Source organism: Lentzea sp. NPDC055074 (genome assembly GCF_053608005.1).
Window position 1 is genome coordinate 133,563 of sequence record NZ_JBSGUQ010000010.1, and the last position, 19,701, is coordinate 153,263.

The window sequence follows — 19,701 nt, forward strand, 5'->3', positions numbered from 1 at the left end:
CGCGCAAGTTTGCAACGGTCTGACGCCGATTCCGTGCAGCCTTGTCCGGATCGTGTCTAACCTGGGGACATGACGGGGGACATCGAACAGTCATCCAGGGTGCGGTTCCCGGGCATCAGCTCGCGCGCCTACGAACATCCGGCCGACCGTGGTGCCCTCGCGGTGCTGCGCGCCGTGCCCGCCGTGGGACCGGTCATCAAGGCGGTCGCGGCGGCGTTCTCCGAGCGCGGGGAGCGCCTGGTCCAGGTCGCGTCGTCGGTCCGCGTCGGCCCGAAGCAGTTCCCGGACCTGCACCGGCTGCAGAACGAGGTCGCGGCCACGTTCGACCTGCAGGAGGTGCCCGAGATCTTCGTGCGGCACTCCCCGCTGGTCAACGCCTACACCCGCGGCATCGACAAGCCCTTCATCGTGCTGAACTCCGCGCTGGTCGACAGGTTCGACCGGGAGCAGCTGCGCTTCGCCATCGGCCACGAGATGGGCCACGCGATGTCCGGCCACGGGCTCTACAACACGATCCTCGCCCGTCTGCTGGGCCTGCGGCACACGCTCGGCTGGAACGCCGCCGGCACGTTCGCCATGCGCGCGGTGATCGCGGCGCTGTACGAGTGGCAGCGCAAGACCGAGCTGTCGTGCGACCGGGCGGGCCTGCTCGCGGGCCAGAACCCGCAGGCGGCGCTGCGCGTGCACCTCGCCTTCGCGGGCGACACCGGCGACCAGGTCGACATCGCGTCGTTCCTGGAGCAGGCCAAGGAGTACGAGGGCGAGGACATCCGCGACAGCATCCTGAAGCTGCTCGACCTCGAGGACCGCACCCACCCGCTGGCCGTCGTGCGCGCGGCGGAGCTGCAGCGCTGGGCCGCGAGCGAGGAGTACCGCGAGATCCTCACCGGCACGTACCCCCGCCGCGAGGACGACCACCCGACGGGCAACCTGACCGACGACATCAAGAGCGCGGCCCGCTCCTACAAGGAGTCGATGAGCGAGTCCGCCGACCCGTTGATCAAGACGATCAACGACATCGGCGGGACGCTGGTTGGCGCCGCCGGCAAGATGTGGAGCAAGGTTGCTCCGAACGGCTCAGCGGAGTAGCTACCATCTGGAGTCATGAGACGACTCCTGGTGTTGGTTCTCTCCGCTTTGCTCGCGTCGACAGGCACCGCCGCCGCCAACGAGCAGGTCGTTGGCGGTGAGCGGGCGTCCATCAAGGCCAACCCCTGGGTCGTCTACCTGGTCGACGACCGGGGCGCCCAGTTCTGCGGCGGCACGGTCGTCGCGCCGACGAAGGTGCTCACCGCCGCCCACTGCGCGCTGGGCCGCGGTCCGCGGGACGTGCAGGTCGTCGCCGGTCGCGAGGACAAGCAGGACCGCAGGGCCGGGGTGACGGCCGCCGTCACGAAGATCTGGATCCACAAGCAGTACGTCTCGGCTGACGAGGGCGAGGACGTCGCCGTCCTGACGCTCGCGGACGCCCTGCCCTACGAACCGCTGCCGCTCGCCGAACTGTCCGATCGGGCGCTCTACGAGCCCGGCACGGCGCTGCGCGCGCTCGGCTGGGGGCGCACCGCCGAGAACGGCAAGACCTCGCGCTTCCTCATGCAGGCCACCGTTCCGGTGCTGCCGGACGCGTTCTGCGTCGACACCTACCCGCAGTTCGTCAAGGCGGACATGTTCTGCGCGGGCTACGAGGGCGGCAAGGTCGACACCTGCCAGGGCGACTCGGGCGGCCCGATCGTGGTGGACGGCAAGCTCGTCGGCGTCACGTCGTGGGGTGAGGGCTGCGCGCGCAAGAACAAGCCGGGCGTGTACGTCCGGATCTCCCGTTACGCCAAGGACCTTCACGCGGTCGTGGACGCTCCGCCCGTGGTCGTCGACCCGTAGAGGTCTGCGCACCGATGGGAATCACACGCGTGTTGCCGGCGATTCTGGCTCTGCTCGTGATCACGGCGACCCCGGTTCACGCGACACCCAGGATCGTCGGCGGCGTCGTGGTGGACGACGCCGCCGAGGTGCCGTGGATGGTCGCCCTGACGACGCCCTCGGGCCTGCAGTTCTGCGGCGGAGCGCTCCTCGGGCCGCGTGAGGTGGCCACGGCGGCGCACTGCGTCCACGGCCGCATGCCCGCCTCGATCAGCGTTGTCGGCGGCCGGCTCGACCTGCGCACCGACGGCGGTTCGACCTCGCTGGTGGCGTCCTTCCGCCTGGTCGACGGCTACACGACGCCGTCCAGCGGCAAGGACCTCGCCGTGCTGACGCTCACCGAGCCGATGCCGTACCCGCCGCTGCCGATCGCCGCGTCCACCGCGTACATGGGCGGCAGCGTCGGCGTCGTGTACGGCTGGGGGCAGCAGGCCGAGCACGACACGAACAAGAGTCCGTTGCTGCACAAGGCCTACATCCCGATCGTGCCGGACGAGCAGTGCGCCGCGGCCCATGCCCGCTACGACGCCGAGGCCATGTTCTGCGCGGGATATCCCGACGGCGGCATCGACGCGTGCCTCGACGACTCCGGCGGCCCGTTCGTGATCGACGGACGGTTGGCGGGCATCGTCTCGTGGGGCACGGGCTGCGCTCGTCCGCACTCGCCCGGCGTCTACACGCGAGTGGCGACGTACCTGGGTTAGAGGACGAGCCCGACGGACATCGTCAGGAAGACGGCCGCGCACACCGCGTCCAGCGCGGTCGTCACGCCGGGGCGCTTGAGCTTGCCCGCGACGCGGGACGCCGCCAGCACGATCATCAGCTCCCAGACCGCCGCGAGTCCGAGGAACACGACCGCGAGCATCGTGAGCTGCGGTGCCGGTTCACCCGATCCGATGAACTGCGGCAGGAAAGCCAGCGAGAACAGGATCATCTTCGGGTTCGTGATGTTGGTCAGGAAGCCCTGCCGGAACGGTCGCGCGCTCATGGCCTCCTCCGGCTCGCCACCGGTGCGCCTGATCAGCCCGCGCGTGATGGAAACCGCGAGGTAGAGCAGGTAGCCCGCACCGATCCAGCGCAACGCGGTGAGCGCCATCGGGTACCGCGCGAGCACCACGCCGAGGCCCGAGATGACCAGCGCGACCTGGACCGCCGCGGCCGTGTGGATGCCGCCCAGCGCGAGCAGTCCCGCGCGGGTGCCGGAGCGCAGTGACGTGCGCAGGAGCAGGAACGCGTCCACGCCGGGGGTCACGATGACGACCGCACACGCGATGAGGAAGGCCGGAACCTGGCCGAAGTCGAACAACACCGTACATACCCCCGTGATCTATGACACAGGCCGCAAAATCTCCGGCCTAACGGGACATTAGCACGAGAATCTTCGGTTTTGACGCCGTCCTAGCGCGATCGCTACCGTTGGTGACCGGTCGTCCACCTGGCGCAACGAGGAGTGGTCCGTGAGGGGTAAGCGGTTGGCCGTGCTGGTAGCGGTTGTCGCGCTGGTCAGCGGCGGTACGTCGGCTGATGCGATCGTCGGGGGGACACCCGCGCGGGTGGCGGACACCCCGTGGGTTGTGGCGATCACCACCACGGACGGTCAGCTGATCTGCGGCGGCGCGCTCGTCGCCCCGGACAAGGTCATGACGGCCGCGCACTGCGTGACGCTCAAGGGCGTCCTCGGCAAGAACCAGCGCCCCGCCGAGCAGCTGCGCGTGGTCGCCGGCCGCACCGACCTGCGGCAGAAGGGCGAGGGCGTCGAGTCGGCCGTCGCGAGCGTGTGGCGCCACCCCGACTACGTCGAGGTCACCAAGGGCGACGACGTGGCGGTCCTGACGCTGGCCCAGCAGGTGCCGTACCGGACGATCGCGCTCGGCGAGGTCGGTGACGACGGGACGGTGCTCGGCTGGGGCCGCACCGCCGAGAACACCCCGCCCGCGATGTCGCTGCGCAAGGTGACGGTGCCGATCCTGTCCGACTCCGAGTGCCTGCTGAAGGAACCGGACTACCGGCCGGGCGCGATGCTGTGCGCCGGGCGCGGTGGCCGGGACGCCTGCACGGGCGACTCGGGCGGTCCGCTCGTGGTGCGCGGCAGGCTCGCGGGCGTCGTGTCGTTCGGCCGGGGCTGCGCTCGCCCGGACGAACCCGGTGTCTACACCCGGCTCGCGAACTACCGGCAGACGCTGGGCTTCTGATATCCACGACCAGGTGCGAACCACACAGTTTCCCGCCACCCTGCGCCGGCAGTGGGGGCTCGACCTGAGCCCCGCCCAGCTCTACGCGATCCTGCGGCTGCGTCAGGAAGTCTTCGTCGTCGAGCAGAACTGCGTCTACGCGGACGCGGACGGCCGAGATCTCGAGCAGGGCACACGGCACTTCTGGCTGGAGGCCGAGGGATCGCACGATCCGGTCGCCTACCTGCGGTTGCTCGAGGAACCCGACGGCACGTTCCGCGTCGGCCGCGTCGCCACCGCGCGCATGGCCCGCGGCCGCGGCTACAGCCGTCGCCTGATGCAGGCCGCGCTCGTGGACATCGGCACCACACCGTCAGTGCTCGACGCGCAGACGTACGTCGCCGACTTCTACGCGTCGTTCGGGTTCGTCGCCGAGGGCGACGAGTTCATGGACGACGGGATCCCACACCTGCGGATGCGGCGCTCTCGCTGATCACGCGCACCGCGCGCTCGATGTCGGCCTCGGTCAGATCGGCGCGCGCGGTGAGCCGCAGCCTGCTGATCTGGTCCGGCACCGACGGCGGCCGGAAGCAGCCGACGACCACACCGCTCGTGCGGCAGGTCTCGGCCCACTGGAACGCCTGCTCGGGGCTGGGCGCGCGCACGCTCACGACGGCGGCCGTCGGCGTGCTGACCTGGAAGCCGGCCTCCTTCAGGCGGTGGCTCAGGTCGTGCGCCACGGTCAGCGCCCGCTCGGGACGGTCCGGCTCCTCGCGCAGGATCTTGATCGCCGCGAGGGCCGCCGCCGCGCTGCTGGGCGCGAGGCCGGTGTCGAAGATGAACGGGCGCGCGGTGTCGATCAGGTGCTTGATCACCCGGCTCGGGCCGAGGACCGCACCGCCCTGCGCGCCCAGCGACTTGCTCAGCGTCAGCGTGGTGATCACGTCCGGCGCCTTGATGATGCCCGCCGCGGCCACCGCGCCCCGGCCACCGGGCCCGACCACGCCGAGTCCGTGCGCGTCGTCCACGACGAGCGCGGCGCCCGTCGCGCGGCAGACCTCGTGCAGCTCGTTCAGCGGGGCGATGTCGCCGTCGACGCTGAACACCGAGTCCGTGACGACGATCGCGCGCCGCTTGCCGCGGGTCTCGAGCGCGTGCCTGACCTTGCCGACGTCGCAGTGGTCCGCGACGACGACGTCGGCCTTCGACAACCGCGTGCCGTCGATCAGCGACGCGTGGATGTGCTGGTCGGCGACGATCGCCGTGCCGGGGCCCGTCAGCGCCGTGACCGCGGCGAGGTTCGCCATGTACCCGCTGCTGAACACCAGCGCCGACTGCGAGCCGCAGAAGTTCGCGAGCTCGAACTCCAGCTCCGCGTGCAGCTCCGTCGAGCCCGTGACCAGGCGCGACCCCGTGGACCCCGCGCCCCACTTCAGCGTGGCGGCGGCCGCGGCACCCGCGACCCGCTTGTCCTTGGCGAGGCCGAGGTAGTCGTTGCTCGCGAGGTCGAGGTCCGTCGAGTCCGACGTCCGGGGCCGCAGCCGCCGGGTCAGACCCGCCTTGGCTCGCGCTTCAGAGCGGACGTCGATCCAGTCGAACGTCGACTCACCACCACTGGAAATCGCCTCAGTTGTGCTCACGGTCACCGCCTGAGTCTCCCATCCGCCCGCTAGCGTGCCGCTCGTGGACCTGTTCACCTTCACGCGCGCCGAACTCACCTCGCCGGTGCAGTTCCTCGGCGGACGCTGGGTGGTGTCCTCGTATGACGACGTGCGTGCGGTTCTGGCCGATCCGGTCACATACCTGCCCGACAACGCGCTGACCGCCGTGACACCGGTGGCGCCGGCGGCGTTGCGGTCACTGGTCCGCGCCCGCTTCTCCCTGCCGCCGACGCTCGCGAACAACGGGTCCTCGTCCCACGCGGAGCTGCGGCGGCTGGTCGCGTCGTTCTTCACGCCCGCGCGCGTCGCCGCTGCGGAGCCTCGCATCCGGTCCCTGGTTTTGGAACGCCTGGGTGGCGCGGATCTCGTGCGGTCGCTCGCGTGGGACCTGCCCGCGATCGTGCTGATGGAGCTGCTCGAATGTCAGAACGTCGACATTCCGACGTTGAAGCGGTGGAGCACCGGTTCGCTGGAGTTCTTCTGGGGTGACATCACCCGTGAACGGCAGCTGGAGCTGGTCGACGACGTCGGCGACTTCCACCAGTGGCTGATCAAGCGCTACCACGCCCGCGACGGCGAGCTGTTCTGCGCGCTGGCCGATGCCGGAGTGTCCGCGGAGGACTCCGCCGGTCTCTGCTACTTCCTGTTGATCGCGGGCCAGGAGACGACGACCCAGCTGTTGTCGACGGCGTTGCGCCGTGCGTTGCAGGACCGCGCGGTGTGGGCGCGGCTGCCCGAACCCGGTGTGGCCGAGGCGTTCGTCGAGGACGTGCTGCGGACCGAGACGCCCGTGGTGACGTGGCGGCGGCTGACCGCGCGTGAGGTCGTGTTGTCCGGTGTGCGTGTGCCTGCCGGCGCGGAGCTCGTGTTGTTGTTGAGCGGTAAGGAAACCGATCCCCGGCATCTCGCGTTCGGGTACGGCCGCCACTTCTGCCTCGGCGCGGGACTGGCTCGGCTGGAGGCCGCCGTGACGTTGCGGACGGTGGCCGAGCACGAGCCGTCGTTGCACCTCGTCGGGCCGGACCCGGAGTGGCTGAACCTGCTGTCGTTCCGCGCGCCCAAGGCGGTCACGGTCGCGCGATGAGCTTGCCCCGCGTGGTGCGGGCCTCGAGCGCCCGGTGCGCGTCGGCGATCTCGTCGAGCCGGTAGACGTCGCCGAGCACGGGGTCGAGGTCCAGCGCGAACACCTCCTCCGGGGTGGTGCCGTGGGGGAGACCCATGACCGCGACGCCCTTGCGGAAGACGTCGCTCGCCGTCACGTCCAGCGGCTCACCACTGGCGCAGCCGAAGACCACCATCCTGCCGGCGCCGTCCCTGAGCAGCTCGAACGCGCGCTTCCCGACCTCACCGCCGATCGACTCGAACACGACGTCGACCGGGTCGAGGCCGGTCCAGTCGTAGCCGATCCCGCCCTTGCTGGACGCGGCGAGCACGATCGCGCCCGCCCGTTCCGCAAGCTGCACGAGCAGGCTGCCCACGCCCCCGGACGCCGCCTCGACCAGCACCCGGTCGCCGGGCCGGATGCGCGCCGCCTTGGCCGCCGCGACCGCCGTGGTGCCCTGCAGGAGCAGGGCGAGCGCCTCGTGGTCGCCCACGCCGTCGGGGACGTCGATCGGGTGCTCGACGACGGCCTTCGTGGCGTAGGCGCCGTCGCGCGGCACGCCCATCACCCGGCGGCCGTCCTTCGTGGTGCCCACGACCTCGGAACCCAGCACGACGGGCAGCGCCGGTCCGGGATACCAGGGGAACAGCTCCTTCCCCTTGCCCCGGCGGATGACCGTCTCGCCGTAGTTGAGCCCGATCGCGGTGACGTCGACGAGCGTGTCGCCGGCCGGGTCCGGCACCTCCTCGACCCGCAGCACGTCGGGCGCGCCGAACTCGTGGAACCGCACTGCCTTCATCCCCGAACCTCCCCGATAAGCGGACCGTCGGTCCGGTTGCTACTATACGGACCGACAGTCCGCTTGTGTCAAGGGAGAAGCCCGTGGAACGCGCCGACGCAGCCCGCAACCGAGCCGCGATCCTCGCCGCCGCCACCCGGCTGATCAGCGAACGCGGCATCGAGGCCGTGTCCGTGGAGGACGTGGCCACGGCGGCGGGCGTCGGCAAGGGCACCGTGTTCCGCCGCTTCGGCGACAAGGCGGGTCTGGTCCGGGCCGTGGTCGACGAGACGGCGGCGTCGTGGATCCAGACCGCGTCGCTGGAGTGCCGGACCGCGGGGGAGTTCGCCGGCACGCTGTTCGACCACGTGCTGGAGTCGTTGCCGCTGGTCATCGCGGTGGAACGGACGACGGCGCGCAGCTGCGAGGGCAACTTCCGGATCACCGTCGAGCGGCTCGCCCGGCTCGTCGGCTCGACCTTCGCGGCGCACACCGTGCTGGCAGTGCTCCGGGGTGAGCACATCGAGTTCCTGCTGGCCCAGGGCATGACGGCCGGCGAGATCCGAGCGGGCGTCATTTCGCTCGCCGACACGCTCGCCGCTGGGGTTTGATGCGGGGGTGTTGAACCGTCAGCTCTCCGGAGTCCGCAAGAAGACGTTGCTGGAGACGCTCGGCCCCGTGCCGGACGTCGACCCCGACCGCTACGGCGACGGCGGCCCGGTGGGAGCGCTGGAGACGCGGGTGGCGGAGCTCCTGGGCACCGAGGCCGCGCTGTTCGTGCCGACCGGGACGATGGCGCAGCAGATCGCGTTGAAGTGCTGGGCCGACCGCACGCACAACCCGATCGTCGCGATGCACCCGCAGGCGCACCCGCTGCACCACGAGGACGACGCGCTGACCGTGCTGTCCGGGCTCCGCCCGATCAAGGTGCGCAACTCCGACGTCAGCTCGTGCCCCGAACCGTTCGGCACGCTCCTGCTGGAGGTGCCGGACCGCGAGGCCGGGTTCGTCCTGCCGACCTGGGACGAGCTGACCTCGCTGGTCGACGCCGCCCGGGAACGCGACGCGGTCGTGCACCTCGACGGCGCGCGGCTGTGGGAGAGCACGTTCGGCCTGGGCAAGCCGCTGACCGAGATCGCGGGACTGTTCGACTCGGTCTACGTGTCGTTCTACAAGTCCCTCGAAGGCATCTCCGGCGCGGCGCTCGCGGGCACTCAGGACTTCGTCGACCAGGCACGGGTCTGGCGGCACCGGTACGGCGGCATGCTGTTCCAGCAGTGGCCCGCGGCGCTCTCCGCGCTGCACGGCCTCGACACGGTGCTGCCCCGCCTGGGCGCCCAGGTCGAGCACGCCAAGGTCGTGGCCGCCGCCATGGACCTGCCCGAACCGCACACCCACCAGTTCGCGCTGCACCTGCCCGGTGACCCCGCGCGGCTCAAGGAGATCGGCGGGAAGTTCCTCGGCGGGTTCTGGCGCGACGGGACGCTCGCGAAGACCGAGATCACGATCGCGGAGCCCGCGCTCGAGTGGACGGCGGACGAGGTCGGGGAGGCCTGGGCGGAGTTCCGGAGCCTGATCTAGGGCGTGTGCCGGAGTCTGGTCCGCGACAGCCGGGCCGGACTCCGGCACAGGCCCAAAGGCGACGTCGCTCACCTGGCTGTTACACCCGGCCGTGCGAAATGCGACGATGCCGGGGCTGTGAGGGGAGTGCGAGGAAGCCGGTGTGACTCCGGCGCCGTCCCGCGACTGTGACCGACCGCGAGTCGGGAGTCAGGAACTCGTCCCCCTCTTCACCCTGACCGCGGGCGTGGACACCCGAGGAAGGACTTCGCCGAGCATGTTCCCCTTTTCGGCTGTCGTCGGCCACGACGACCTCCGGCTGGCCCTGCTGCTGAACGCCGTGCACCCCGGCATCGGCGGCGTTCTCGTCCGCGGCGAGAAGGGGACCGCGAAGTCGACCATCGTGCGTGCCCTCGCCGCGTTGCTGCCGGAGCTCGACGTCTCGGCGGGCTGCCGGTTCGGCTGCCTGCCCGGCACCACCGACTGCCCCGACGCGCCGCACGACGGTGTCGACCGGCGGCCGGCCCGGCTCGTGGAGCTGCCCGTCGGCGCCACCGAGGACCGGCTGGTCGGCTCGCTCGACCTGGAGAAGGCGCTGACCGAGGGCGTGCGGGCGTTCCAGCCCGGCCTGCTGGCCGCGGCGCACCGGGGCGTCCTCTACGTCGACGAGGTCAACCTGCTGCACGACCACCTGGTCGACCTGCTGCTCGACGCCGCCGCCATGGGGCGCGCGCACGTCGAGCGCGAGGGCGTCTCGGTCTCGCACCCGTCGCAGTTCCTGCTGGTCGGCACCATGAACCCGGAGGAGGGCGAGCTGCGGCCGCAGCTGCTCGACCGGTTCGGGCTGACCGTGGCGGTGAAGGCCGCGCGGGACGTCGGGGTGCGCACCGAGGTCATCCGGCGCCGGCTCGCCTACGAGGCCGACCCCGTGACGTTCGCGGCGAAGTGGGCCGGCGAGGACGCCCAGCTCAAGCAGCGGATCACCGAGGCTCGGTCGAAGCTCGCCGGTGTGTCCCTTCCGGACGGTGAGCTGCGCCGGATCGCCGCCGTCTGCGCGGCTTTCGAGGTCGACGGCATGCGCGCGGACCTCGTCGTCGCCCGTGCCGCCACCGCCCACGCGGCGTGGCGGGGTGCCTCCGAGGTCGAGGAGCAGGACGTCGAGACCGCCGTCCGGCTCGCGCTGCCGCACCGGCGCCGCCGTGACCCGTTCGACGAGCCCGGCATCGAGGAGCAGCAGCTCGAGGACGCGATGAAGCAGGCGGCCGAGCACGCCGCGGAGCCCGACGAGGGCCCGGACGAGGGTCCGGACGACGACGGCCCCGGCGGCGGCGAGCTGCCCGAACCGCAGGAAGGCCCCAAGGGCAACGGGAACGCGCCGCAGGACCGTCCGGCACCGGAGCCCTCGCCCGCGTTCAAGGCGCGGCTGCTGGAGGTGCCCGGAGTCGGAGAAGGCGCGCCCGGCAAGCGTTCCCGGGCCCGTGCCCGCACCGGCCGGATCGTTCGTTCGTCCACAGTGGATGGAAGTGGGCTGCACCTGGTCGACACCCTGACCAACGCCGCGCCGCACCAGACGGCGCGGGGCCGCAGCGGACCAGGACTGCTGCTGACCGCCGCCGACCTGCGCAAGGCCGTGCGGGAGGGCAAGGAGTCGAACCTCGTCCTGTTCGTCGTCGACGCCTCGGGCTCGATGGCGGCGCAGAAGCGGATGGCGGCGGTCAGCGGTGCGGTGATCTCGTTGCTGCGCGACGCCTACCAGCGCCGCGACAAGGTCGGCGTGGTGACGTTCCGCGGCCAGACCGCCGAGGTCGCGCTGCCCCCGACCACGTCCGTCGACGCGGCGGCCGCGCGCCTGAAGAAGATGCGCACCGGCGGCCGCACCCCGCTCGCGGACGGCCTGCTCAAGGCCCACCGCGTGCTGGAGATCGAACGGCTGCGCGACCCGCGGAAGCGGCCCCTGGTGGTGCTGCTGACCGACGGCCGCGCGACGTCGTCCGGCCTCGGGGGAGACCCGACCAAGGACGCGCTCAAGGCCGCGGGCCTGCTCGAACAGACCGCCGTCGTGGTCGTGGACTGCGAACAGGGCCACGTCCGCCTCGGCCTCGCCCAGAAGATCGCCGAAGCGCTGCAGGGCACCTGTGTCCGCCTCGAGCAGCTGTCCGCCGACCACCTCGCCGGCGTCGTCCGGGCCGCATAAGGAGATCGTTGTGCCTCAAGGACAACCCACCGAGGTGCCGAAGGACGGCCTGACCACCCGCCAGCGCCGCAACCGGCCGTTGCTGATGCTGCACACCGGCGAGATGAAGGGGAAGTCGACGTCGGCGTTCGGCATGGCGCTGCGCGGCTGGAACCAGGGCTGGGACATCGGTGTGTTCCAGTTCGTGAAGTCCGCCAAGTGGAAGGTGGGCGAGGAGTCCGCGTTCAAGGCGCTCGGCCGGCTGCACGACGAGACCGGCGAGGGCGGCGCCGTCGAGTGGCACAAGATGGGCGAGGGCTGGTCCTGGACCCGCAAGCAGGGCACCGAGGACGACCACGCCTCGGCCGCTCTCGAGGGCTGGCACGAGATCCAGCGCCGGATCAACACCGAACGCCACGGCTTCTACGTGCTCGACGAGTTCACGTACCCGCTGCACTGGGGGTGGATCGACGTCGACGAGGTCGTGGAGACGCTCGCGAACAGGCCCGGCCACCAGCACGTCGTGATCACCGGCAGGTACGCGCCGCAGAAGCTGGCCGACGCCGCCGACCTCGTGGTGGAGATGACCAAGGTCAAGCACCCGATGGACGCCGGTCAGAAGGGCCAGCGGGGGATCGAGTGGTGACCGGATGGTGAACAGGCTGGTCGTCGCCGCCCCCGCCTCGGGCAGCGGCAAGACCACCGTCGCGACGGGCCTGATGGCGGCGCTGCGCCGGGCCGGGTCGCGGGTGGCGCCGTTCAAGGTCGGCCCCGACTACATCGACCCCGGCTACCACTCGCTCGCCACGGACCGCCCCGGTCGCAACCTCGACCCCGTCATGGTCGGCGAGCACCGCGTCCCGGGGCTCTTCGCGCACGGTGCCAAGGGCTGCGACATCGCCGTGGTCGAGGGCGTGATGGGGCTGTTCGACGGCCGCATCGACACCGCAGGCATCGGCTCGACCGCGCACGTCGCCAAGCTGATCAACGCGCCCGTGCTGTTCGTCGTGGACGCTCGCGGGCAGAGCCGGTCGCTCGCCGCGCTGCTGCACGGGTTCCGCGGCTACGACCCGACGGTCCGGCTCGGCGGCGTGATCCTCAACCAGGTCGGGTCGGAACGGCACGAGCAGGTGCTGCGGTCGGCGTGCGACGAGGTGGGCCTCGACGTGCTCGGCGTGCTGCCACGCGATCCGCAGTTCTCCCTGCCCTCACGGCACCTGGGGCTCGTGACGGCGGCCGAGCACGGGCCGGAGGCCGTCGCCGCGGTGGACGCGATCGCCGCCGCCGTGGCCAGGCACGTCGACCTCGACGCGGTCCGCAGGCTGGCGCAGTCGGTGCCCGCGATGGCCGTCGCCGCGTGGGAGCCGCAGGTCGAGCGCGTGGCGGACGAACCGGTGGTCGCCGTCGCGGGCGGAGCGGCGTTCACGTTCGGCTACGCCGAGCACGTCGAGGTGCTGAAGGCGGCGGGCGCGGCGGTGGCCGTCCTCGATCCGCTGCACGACGAGGAGCTTCCGGAAGGAACCTCCGGGCTCGTCCTCCCGGGCGGATTTCCCGAGCAGCACGCGGAAGCGCTGTCGGGCAACGTGAAGTTGCGCGAGGCGGTGGCCCGGTTCGCTCGATCGGGTGCGCCGGTCCACGCCGAATGCGGAGGGTTGCTGTACCTCGCGCGCTCGCTCGACGGGCACCCGATGTGCGGCGTGCTCGACGCCGAGGGGTTCATGACCCCGAAGCTGACCCTGGGCTACCGGGACGCGGTGGCGTCCGCGGGCTCGCCGCTGCACCCGCCGGGCAGCCGCGTGACCGGCCACGAGTTCCATCGGACCCAGCTGTCCACACCGCACTCGACGCCGCCCGCGTGGCACTGGCGCGGCGTCGACTCACGGCCCGTCGCCGAAGGTTTCGTGGTGGGCGGCGTGCACGCGTCGTACCTCCACACGCACCCGGCCGGTGATCCGGAAGCGGTGGCCCGGTTCGTGCGGGCCTGCCACCCGTTCGTGGCCGGAGTGGCAGACGGTACGGTCTTCGCTTAAGCCTCTCTCCCCCAAACCCCCTGTGGAGCTGTCGTGACGACGACCGGTCGGGTCACCTTCGTCGGCGCCGGTCCCGGTGCCGCCGACCTCATCACCCTGCGAGGCGCGCGCCGCATCGCCGAAGCCGACGTCGTCATCTGGGCGCCCACGGCGGTGGACGCGGAGTGCGTCCGCGAGCACGCCCGCGCCGACGCCGACCTGGTCGACTTCTCGCGCGTCTCGCCGGAGGAGATCACGGACCTGTACCGCCGCGCCGCCGCGTCGCGCCAGGTCGTCGTGCGCCTGCACTCGGGCGACGCCGCGACCGGTGGGGGCGTTCAGGAGCAGCACGACCTGTGCGTGCGCCTCGGCCTCGAGGTCGAGGTCGTGCCGGGTGTGTCCGTCGTCGCCGCCGCGGCCGCCAAGATCGGCCGCGAGCTCACGCAGACCGAGGCGTTCTCCACGGTGCTGATCTCGCCGGAGAGCAGCGAACGCGTCAGCGAGTTCGCCGCGCTGCAGACCACGATGGCCGCCACGGTCTCGGGCGCGCGCACCGGCCAGTTCGTGGAGAAGCTGCTGCAGGGCGGGTACTCCGAGGCCACGCCGGTCGTCGTCGCGTACAAGGTGAGCCAGGCCGACGAGCTGGTCGTGCACACCACGGTCGGCGAGCTGGAGTCGGTCGTGAAGAAGCACAAGCTCTACCGCCCGACGCTGTTCCTCGTCGGTGCGGCCGTGAAGGCGCCGACGCGCCGGGTGTCGACCTCGGCGACGACGTCGGTCGACGAGCCGTTGCGCGCCGCCCGCCCGACGAAGTGGTCGCGCCGTGCCGCCTCGCGCATCGCGACGCGCGTGGACGAGCCGATCCCGGCACGTCCGGACGAGCCCATCCCCGCCGCCCCTGCCACGGCCGCCGTCGCCGAGCCGAACCCGGCGTGGACGGCGGTGGAGGAAATACAGCAGTCGATGCGCAAGCCCGCCGAGGAGCCCGCGCCGAAGCCGAAGCTGACGGTGGTCGCCGCCGAGATGCCGAAGCCGCCGACGGTCAACGTCTCGACGTCCGCGTCGCGCAAGAAGCCGGTCCGCAAGCCCAAGCGGTCCGCTAACTGATGCCGGTCGAGAAGCTGCTGGAGGCAGCGGGCCGCCCCGTCGAGATCGTCGACGCGGCGGACGGCCTGCGCCCCGCGCTGAACGTGTGCCGAGCCCACTCCGCCGTGATCGTCAGGCTGGCCGAGGGCATCGGCCCCGCGGAGATCGGCGCGGGCCTGGCGGGCTGGCGCCGCACGCTGACGGTGCAGGACTCCGGCGAGCTGGTCCCGGTCGACCCGCGTGACGCGGTGACCCGCCGCTGGACTGCCCCGGACGCCGTGTTGTGCCTGGCGGACAACGAGTTCCTCCGTTCCAACGACGGCTGGGCGCTCCCGGACGACGCCTTCGCGAGCCGCGCCCACGTGCTCGGCGCCGAGGTGCGCGCGTTCGTGCTGGCCCGTCTCGCCCCGCGCCCCGGCGTGCTGGTGTGGGACGTGCTCGCGGGTTCCGGCGCGGTCGGCGTGGAGTGCGCCCGGCTCGGTGCCGCGGTGATCGCGGTCGAGCCCGATCCGGTGCAGTGCGTGCGGATCATCGCGAACGCGTCGGCACACGGCGTCGACGTCCGCGTCGAGGAGTCCGAGCTGGACGCGCCCTCGCTGCCGCGCCCGGACGCGGTGTTCGTCGGCCGGGGTGAGCTGAGCGCGGTCAAGGCCTCGGCGGCGGTGTCGGCCCGGCGCGTGGTCGTCGCGACCGAGAGCGTGGACGAGATCGTGCCCGCGCGGGACGCGTTGGCGGCCGCGGGGTACGAGGTGGAGGGCGTGCACTGGACCGCCTCGCGCCTGCTGGACTCGGGGTTCGCTCCGGCGGTCCCGGTGACCTTGTTGTGGGGAAACAAGAAATGATCGGTGTGTTCGCCGGCCCCGCCCAGCGCGGTGACGCCGCCGACCTGGCCGGTCTCCTCGGCGCCGACGCCGTCGTCCCCGACGGCCAGGTCCTGCCCGCCGTCCGCAGCCTCTGGCCCCGTCTCGGTGCCGTGGTGCTCTTCCTCGACGCGGGGTCCGCGGTCCGGCTGGTCGCACCCCTGTTGCGGGACAGGCGATCCGACCCCGCCGTGGTGTGCGTGGACGAGCATTTCGTCGTGGCGCTGGCCGGGGACGCGGACGTCTTCACCCGCCACGTCGCCGACCTGCTGAACCGCACGGCGGTGGTGACGACCGGTCCGACGGTCGACTCGATGCTGGACGAGCTGGTGGAGCAGCTGGACGCCACGGCGGACGGGGACGTCGCGGCCTGCACCGCCGCCATCGAGGCGGGCGAGAAGGTCGTGCTGCGCAACCCGTTGAACTTCCCGTTGCCCGCGTTGCCGCCCAACGTGGTGGCGGGCGGCGAGGACGCGACGTGGGTGATCGTCATCGACGACCGGGCCGCCGCGACGAAGGAGAGCGTGCTGCGGATCGTGCCGCGCACGCTCGTCGTCGGTGTGGGTTCCTCGCGTGGTGCGTCGGCCACGAGCGTTGGTGCCGCACTGTCCGAGTTGGACGCTCAGGGCGGGCTGGACCTGCGGGCCATCAAGGCGTTCGCCACGGCGGACGTCAAGGCGGACGAACCCGGCATCGTGGACGCCGTGGAGGACTGGGGTTTCTGGCACGGCGACACCGCCGACCTGCTCACGTTCCCGACCGAGGAGCTCGCCGAGATCGGCGTGCCGAACCCGAGCTCGGTGGTGCGCAACTCGATGGGCACGGCCAGCGTCGCCGAGGCGGCCGCACTCCGGGGCGCGCGGAGCATCGGGCACGGCGGGCCGGTCGAGCTGGCGGCCGAGAAGTTCAAGCGGGACAACGTGACCGTGGCCGCGGCACGGGTGTTGCCGCGAGGCCGGCTCGCTCTCGTCGGGCTCGGTCCCGGTGCGGCCGAGCAGCGCACACCGCGGGCGGAGGCGGAGATCCGGCGCGCGGCGTTCGTGGTCGGCACGCCCGAGGCGATCGACGCCATCAGCTCGCTTCTGCGCTCTGGCACCGAAGTCCGCCACGAGGGCGCGTGCGATTTGGCCGCTCGGGGTGCGGCGGTCGCGTTCGTCGCTTTCGGAACCGGACCAACGCTGGACAATCCGGTCGAAGCCGACGTAATTGTTGTTCCCGGAGTATGGGAACACTGACGTTTTTCCTTCTTTCGTAGGGTCTCCGCTGAAGTTTTCTTGATTAGCGTCGCCATGCACACGGCCCACCCTGCCCGGGCCCGAAAGCACTGGAGACCGGCATGAGAGCCCGTCGTCTCGTCGCTGTCGCCTGCACCGCCGGCGTCGCACTGTCCCTGCTGACGATCACCGCCCAGGCCGCCGCGCCCAAGGAAGGCCTGCGGCTGCTGACGGTTCGCGACTCGTTGACCGCCACGCACACCTGGTACGAACAGACCTACGACGGAAAACCGGTGCTGGGCGCGTACTACGTCGAGCACGTGGACAAGGCGACCGGTGAGAAGACCGTGGACGACGGCCGCCTGGCGGTCGGTTCGGTCGACGTCACGCCCGCCGTCACGGCCGAGCAGGCCAAGAGCAAGGCCAGTGCGCCCGAAGGCGCGAACCTGAAGGTGCTGCCCGGCACGGGCCTCGTCTACGAGGTGATCTCCGACAACGGCAAGGGATCCGAGCGCACGCTGGTGCACGCGGAGTCCGGTGCGGTCGTGAAGACCGAGAGCCTGGTCAAGCACGCGAACGGCACCGGCAAGGTGTTCAGCCCGAACCCCGTTTCCTCGCAGCAGAACCAGAACCTCAAGGACGCCAACGACGCCGACTCGGCCGTCCCCGCCGCCGCGTACAAGACGGTCACGCTGTCCAACCTGGACGGTTCGGGTTACCTCAAGGGCAACTTCGCCCAGCTGACCGGCGCCAAGAGCAAGCTCGCTTACAACAAGAGCAACAAGTTCGAGTACACGCGGGCCAACGACCTCTTCGAGCAGGTCAACGCCTACTGGGGCGTGACGGAGGCGCAGAGGTACATCCAGAGCCTCGGCTTCACCAACGTCAACAACGAGGCCCAGAAGATCACCACGCTCGGTCTGACCGAGGACAACTCGTTCTACGACCCGAGCAAGGACCAGATCACGTTCGGCACGGGCGGCGTGGACGACGCCGAGGACGTCGAGGTGGTGTGGCACGAGCTCGGCCACGCGATCCAGGACGCCCAGGTCCCCGGCTTCGGCTCCACGGTCGAGGGCGGCTCCATCGGTGAGGGCTTCGGCGACTGGTGGGCGTTGATCATGTCCTCCGCGGACGCCAAGGACACGGCCACGGTCCCGTTGGCGTGCATCATGGACTGGGACGCCACGGCGTACACGACCGAGACGCCGCACTGCCTGCGTCGCACCGACACCGACCTGAAGTACGCCGACCGCAAGGGCGAGGTGCACTTCGACGGCCAGATCTGGTCGCGCGCGTTGTGGGACATCTACAAGAAGTTCGGCCGCGACAAGTCGGCGAAGATCGTCCTGGAGGCGCAGTTCTCCTACTCGCCGTCGACCAACTTCGCGGCGGCGGCCAAGGCGACCGTCGCGGCGGCGAAGAAGCTCTACGGCGACGCCGACGCCGCCTCCGTCCAGGCGGCTTTCACGGCGCGTGGCATCGGCTGAGTCAAAAGTGAAGTCGGACATGTCCGACTAATGGCGGTTACGCCGCCGAATCTCCGCCCTTGACGCTGTGTGTGCCGTGCTTCACACCCTGCACACACAGCGTCATAGGGAAGGACTGGCAACATGGCGAAAACCCTGCATCGCCTGATCGTGTCCGTCGTGGTGTCCGCTCTCGCGAGCATCTTCTTCATCGCTCCTCCGGCCACCGCGGACGACGTCTCGCCGATGATCGTCGGTGGTACGCGGGCGAGCACCTCGACGTACCCGTGGGTCGTCTACCTGGCGTCCACGTCCGGATCGCAGTTCTGCGGTGGAACGCTCGTGAAGGCCAACAAGGTCGTCACGGCCGCTCACTGCGTGTCCGGCCGCTCGGCCTCCAGCACGCGTGTCGTGCACGGACGCGACGACAAGCAGAGCACCGCGGGCACGGTCGCGAGCGTCACCCGGATCTGGGTGCACCCGAGCTACCGCACGGCGACCTCCGGCTACGACGTGGCCGTGCTGACGCTCGACCGCAACATCAGCTCGGCCACCCTGCCGCTGGCCACGCCGGCCGACACCGCGCTCTACGCGGCCGGCAACTCCGCGCTGATCCTCGGGTGGGGCACCACGTCCTCGGGTGGTTCCGCCTCGCGCTACCTGCTCAAGGCGAACGTGCCGCTGACGTCGGACTCGACCTGCAAGACCGCGTACTCGCAGTACAGCAACACCTCCATGGTGTGCGCGGGCTTCCCGCAGGGTGGCGTCGACACCTGCCAGGGTGACTCCGGCGGTCCGCTGGTCTACGGCGGCAAGCTCATCGGTGCCACGTCCTGGGGACGTGGCTGCGCGGGCGCGGGTTACCCCGGTGTGTACGCGCGGATCGCGTCGTACAACTCCGTGATCACCGCTCAGCTGTAAGCCTGTGTTGCAGGGTGCGTGCTCCGGCGCGCACCCTGCACGCATGTCTGATCTGGAAGCTGTACCGGAAGACTGGTCGAGCGCGCTGGTCGTCGTCGCTCACCCCGATGACATGGAGTACGGCGGTGCGGGCGCCATCGCGCGTTGGACCGCCCAAGGCAAGAACATCAAGTACCTGCTCGCGTGCCGTGGCGAGAACGGCATCGACTCGATGGAACCGGCTGCCTGCGCGCCGTTGCGGGTCGAGGAGCAGATCGCGTCCTGTGCGGCCGTCGGCGTCACCGAGGTCGAGTTCCTGGACCACCCGGACGGCACCATCGAGTACGGCATCCCGTTGCGGCGGGACATCGCGGCGGCCATCCGCCGTCACCGCCCGGAGTTCGTCATCACCGGCAACTACCGCGAGACCTGGCCCGGTGGTGGCCTGAACATGGCCGACCACATCGCCGTCGGACGCGCCGCCGTCGACGCGGTCCGGGACGCGGGCAACCGGTGGATCTTCCCGGAGCTCGGGCTGGAGAAGTGGGAAGGCGTGAAGTACGTGGCGGCGGCGTCCTCTCCGTTGGCGACGCACGCCGTGGACATCACCGACTCGTTCGACGCATCCGTGGCGTCTCTACGCGCGCACAAGGCGTACCTGGAGGCGTTGAGCGGCGACATGGCCGATCCCGAGCCGTTCCTCCGTTCGATGGCAGAAGCGGTCGGACAGCGCTTCGGAGGGGTGCTGGCCACGTCTTTCGAGCTGCTGGCCGTGTGACCATGTTCCCTTCGGCTGGACAC

General features: G+C 71.1%; 20 protein-coding genes and 1 riboswitch. Of the genes, 17 read left to right on the forward strand and 3 right to left on the reverse strand.

Going from position 1 to position 19,701, the window contains the following annotated elements:
* Positions 1-69: 69 nt before the first annotated feature.
* Genes ACWF7A_RS23465 through ACWF7A_RS23475 form a run of 3 tightly spaced genes read left to right on the forward strand, consistent with a single transcriptional unit; the run spans position 70 to position 2,621 of the window.
* A complete protein-coding gene (locus ACWF7A_RS23465) occupies positions 70-1,089 on the forward strand; it encodes a M48 family metallopeptidase (RefSeq protein ID WP_452252601.1) in 1,020 nt (339 codons plus the stop codon).
* A 15-nt stretch (positions 1,090-1,104) separates the two neighbouring features.
* On the forward strand, positions 1,105-1,878 hold the full coding sequence (locus ACWF7A_RS23470) for a S1 family peptidase (RefSeq protein WP_452252602.1): 774 nt from the start codon (positions 1,105-1,107) through the stop codon (positions 1,876-1,878).
* Positions 1,879-1,892: 14 nt separating this feature from the next.
* Positions 1,893-2,621 carry a S1 family peptidase gene (locus tag ACWF7A_RS23475; RefSeq protein WP_452252603.1) on the forward strand — a complete coding sequence of 243 codons (729 nt, stop codon included), beginning with the start codon at positions 1,893-1,895 and terminating at the stop codon, positions 2,619-2,621.
* Here the strand turns inward: ACWF7A_RS23475 and ACWF7A_RS23480 are convergent.
* A complete protein-coding gene (locus ACWF7A_RS23480; protein WP_452252604.1) occupies positions 2,618-3,226 on the reverse strand; it encodes a LysE family translocator in 609 nt (202 codons plus the stop codon). The two genes, ACWF7A_RS23475 and ACWF7A_RS23480, sit on opposite strands and share 4 nt — an antisense overlap.
* Before the next feature lie 148 nt (positions 3,227-3,374).
* Between ACWF7A_RS23480 and ACWF7A_RS23485 the strand changes: the two genes are divergently transcribed.
* A complete protein-coding gene (locus ACWF7A_RS23485; protein ID WP_452252605.1) occupies positions 3,375-4,109 on the forward strand; it encodes a serine protease in 735 nt (244 codons plus the stop codon).
* Between the two features lie 13 nt (positions 4,110-4,122).
* A complete protein-coding gene (locus ACWF7A_RS23490; RefSeq protein ID WP_452252606.1) occupies positions 4,123-4,581 on the forward strand; it encodes a GNAT family N-acetyltransferase in 459 nt (152 codons plus the stop codon).
* Here ACWF7A_RS23490 and ACWF7A_RS23495 read toward each other — a convergent pair.
* A complete protein-coding gene (locus ACWF7A_RS23495) occupies positions 4,535-5,728 on the reverse strand; it encodes an 8-amino-7-oxononanoate synthase (protein WP_452252607.1) in 1,194 nt (397 codons plus the stop codon). The genes ACWF7A_RS23490 and ACWF7A_RS23495 overlap by 47 nt on opposite strands.
* A 43-nt stretch (positions 5,729-5,771) precedes the next feature.
* On the opposite strand from ACWF7A_RS23495, the gene ACWF7A_RS23500 reads away from it, so the two are divergent.
* A complete protein-coding gene (locus tag ACWF7A_RS23500) occupies positions 5,772-6,833 on the forward strand; it encodes a hypothetical protein (RefSeq protein WP_452252608.1) in 1,062 nt (353 codons plus the stop codon).
* Here ACWF7A_RS23500 and ACWF7A_RS23505 read toward each other — a convergent pair.
* Positions 6,817-7,650 (reverse strand): quinone oxidoreductase family protein, encoded by an 834-nt coding sequence (locus ACWF7A_RS23505; RefSeq protein ID WP_452252609.1) that lies wholly within the window; start codon positions 7,648-7,650, stop codon positions 6,817-6,819. The two genes, ACWF7A_RS23500 and ACWF7A_RS23505, sit on opposite strands and share 17 nt — an antisense overlap.
* A gap of 83 nt (positions 7,651-7,733) precedes the next feature.
* Between ACWF7A_RS23505 and ACWF7A_RS23510 the strand changes: the two genes are divergently transcribed.
* The 11 genes from ACWF7A_RS23510 to ACWF7A_RS23560 all read left to right on the forward strand — a co-directional run bounded on the left by ACWF7A_RS23510 (position 7,734) and on the right by ACWF7A_RS23560 (position 19,678).
* Positions 7,734-8,240, forward strand: coding sequence for a helix-turn-helix domain-containing protein (locus ACWF7A_RS23510; protein WP_452252610.1), 507 nt, complete (start codon positions 7,734-7,736; stop codon positions 8,238-8,240).
* A 7-nt stretch (positions 8,241-8,247) separates the two neighbouring features.
* On the forward strand, positions 8,248-9,210 hold the full coding sequence (locus tag ACWF7A_RS23515; protein ID WP_452252611.1) for a threonine aldolase family protein: 963 nt from the start codon (positions 8,248-8,250) through the stop codon (positions 9,208-9,210).
* Positions 9,211-9,342: 132 nt separating this feature from the next.
* A riboswitch (cobalamin riboswitch) is annotated at positions 9,343-9,401 on the forward strand.
* A 65-nt stretch (positions 9,402-9,466) separates the two neighbouring features.
* Positions 9,467-11,383, forward strand: a complete 1,917-nt coding sequence (locus ACWF7A_RS23520; protein WP_452252612.1) for a putative cobaltochelatase — start codon at positions 9,467-9,469, stop codon at positions 11,381-11,383.
* Positions 11,384-11,393: 10 nt separating this feature from the next.
* A complete protein-coding gene (cobO, locus tag ACWF7A_RS23525; RefSeq protein WP_452252613.1) occupies positions 11,394-12,008 on the forward strand; it encodes a cob(I)yrinic acid a,c-diamide adenosyltransferase in 615 nt (204 codons plus the stop codon).
* Positions 12,009-12,012: 4 nt separating this feature from the next.
* Entirely contained in the window at positions 12,013-13,392 is a 1,380-nt protein-coding gene (locus ACWF7A_RS23530; RefSeq protein ID WP_452252614.1) for a cobyrinate a,c-diamide synthase, read from the forward strand.
* 33 nt (positions 13,393-13,425) lie between these two features.
* Positions 13,426-14,478 (forward strand): cobalt-precorrin-4/precorrin-4 C(11)-methyltransferase, encoded by a 1,053-nt coding sequence (locus ACWF7A_RS23535; RefSeq protein WP_452252615.1) that lies wholly within the window; start codon positions 13,426-13,428, stop codon positions 14,476-14,478.
* Positions 14,478-15,299 (forward strand): hypothetical protein, encoded by an 822-nt coding sequence (locus ACWF7A_RS23540; RefSeq protein WP_452252616.1) that lies wholly within the window; start codon positions 14,478-14,480, stop codon positions 15,297-15,299. The genes ACWF7A_RS23535 and ACWF7A_RS23540 overlap by 1 nt, the downstream gene beginning before the upstream one ends.
* Entirely contained in the window at positions 15,296-16,552 is a 1,257-nt protein-coding gene (locus ACWF7A_RS23545) for a cobalamin biosynthesis protein (RefSeq protein ID WP_452252617.1), read from the forward strand. The genes ACWF7A_RS23540 and ACWF7A_RS23545 overlap by 4 nt, the downstream gene beginning before the upstream one ends.
* Positions 16,553-16,653: 101 nt before the next feature.
* Positions 16,654-18,021, forward strand: a complete 1,368-nt coding sequence (locus ACWF7A_RS23550) for a M36 family metallopeptidase (RefSeq protein WP_452252618.1) — start codon at positions 16,654-16,656, stop codon at positions 18,019-18,021.
* A gap of 123 nt (positions 18,022-18,144) precedes the next feature.
* Entirely contained in the window at positions 18,145-18,921 is a 777-nt protein-coding gene (locus ACWF7A_RS23555) for a S1 family peptidase (RefSeq protein WP_452252619.1), read from the forward strand.
* A gap of 43 nt (positions 18,922-18,964) precedes the next feature.
* A complete protein-coding gene (locus ACWF7A_RS23560) occupies positions 18,965-19,678 on the forward strand; it encodes a PIG-L deacetylase family protein (RefSeq protein WP_452252620.1) in 714 nt (237 codons plus the stop codon).
* The last annotated feature ends 23 nt before the right edge of the window (positions 19,679-19,701 follow it).